The sequence below is a fragment of the Yoonia sp. genome (assembly GCF_036007805.1).
In the GTDB taxonomy this organism is placed as follows: domain Bacteria; phylum Pseudomonadota; class Alphaproteobacteria; order Rhodobacterales; family Rhodobacteraceae; genus Yoonia.
Map to the genome: position 1 here is coordinate 1 of NZ_DASYOK010000163.1, position 1,536 is coordinate 1,536.

The following is a 1,536-nucleotide window of genomic DNA, read 5'->3' on the forward strand; positions in this document are numbered from 1 at the left end:
TCGAACAGACTGGTGGCAACCGAGACAAAGTTGCTGGCGTAGCGCGGGATGTGAAAACCGATGTCATCACAGGCCAGCAGGCTGTTCACGATCTCCTTGCGCCAAGGCAGCATGTTAAAGATATCTGCCGATGGAAACGGCGTATGATGGAAGAATGCGATCCGCACGTCAGGACGCATGGTGCGCAGATAGCCGGGCACAAGCCACAGGTTATAGTCATGGACCCAGACCAAAGCGCCTTCGGCCGCTTCCTCGGCAGCAGCTTCGGCGAAACGGCGATTCACATCCTGAAAATTCGCCCAATCGACAGGGTCGTAGTTATAGCGCTCTTTGAAGCCGTGAAGGATCGGCCAGAATGCTTCTTTCGAGGTGACGTGATAGAATTCGCGCACCTGCTCTTCAGACAGTGCCAGCCGTGACACAGCATAGCGGCCATAGTCGTCTTCAATCTCGATTCGCTGCTCGAAATCGGGGTTGGCAGGGTCATCAGCCAGTTTCCACGCGATCCATGCCCCGTGATCGACCTCGCCAAAAAAGCTCTTCAGCGTGGGGACGATCCCGTTGGGGCTCTTGTTTTCGCGCAGTACGATCTGCCCGTTTTCCTCGACCTCTTCATAGGGTTGGCGATGGTAGACGATGACCATTTCGGAAGACATGTGATGCTCCTTTCTCTACGCGGCAAACATTTTGTGGTGCAAAATCGCTTCGGCGATCCCTGCGGCGCCTTCCGCTTGTGCGGCGTAGCAATGTGCCAGATCTCTGATCCCGTCGATCAGGGAGGGTTCCGAACCACCAACCGCAACGGCGGGTAGGCCCATTTTCAGCATAGTCAGGTCATTCATCGTATCGCCCGCTACCAGAACACGACGGTTGTCGATGTTCAGATGGGTCAACAGGCGCAAAAGCGAGGGGCCTTTGCTTACACCTTTGGGCAGCACGTCAAAGAAGCGGTTATCCGACACGATGGTATCAAGACCAAGTTCGGCAATTGCATCAATCGCAGCTTCATCGAATTTGGCAGGGTCCATGTCGTAGCTGAGCCGGTAGCGGAACAGCGTTGACTGGAGCCTGAGACCACGCGTGCCATTCAGCGTGAACCGCGCTTTGGTGCCCGCATCGCCCCATGCGGCGGCGATCTCGGCTTCCAGTTCGGCAATCGGGGACACAAGGTTGTTGTGATCCATCGTTGCAATCGTGGTGCCGACATCGGCGATCACGTAATCAGGGCGTGGCACGCCACCTCTGCGGGTGATGTCATGGATAAACCCCGGATCGCGCCCTGTCACAAAGATCAAACCTACCTGCGCGCGATTGGCCGCGATCCAGTTATAAAGACCCGCGCGCTGGTCTTCAGACCCGCCCAGAAACGTTCCATCAAGATCGGTGGCGAGGACAAATTTCTTGTCCGCGATGTCGGTTGTATCGAATTTCTCGTGACGGGTCATGAGATCCTTTCTGCAAGCGTTGCAATATCTTTGTCAGTTGCGGGGTGGTTGAATGAGAGGTCCATCGTGCGCGGCTCTGCCTCGATCGGGC

The 1,536-nt window shown here is 56.1% G+C and carries 2 protein-coding genes; both read right to left on the reverse strand.

What is annotated here, in order from left to right; genetic code table 11:
- The coding region (locus tag VGP75_RS09675) for a trehalose-6-phosphate synthase (protein WP_327543462.1) at nt 1–656 on the reverse strand (656 nt) is incomplete at its 3' end.
- Nucleotides 657–671: 15 nt separating this feature from the next.
- Nucleotides 672–1,445 (reverse strand): HAD-IIB family hydrolase, encoded by a 774-nt coding sequence (locus VGP75_RS09680; protein WP_327543463.1) that lies wholly within the window; start codon nt 1,443–1,445, stop codon nt 672–674.
- Nucleotides 1,446–1,536 lie beyond the last annotated feature (91 nt).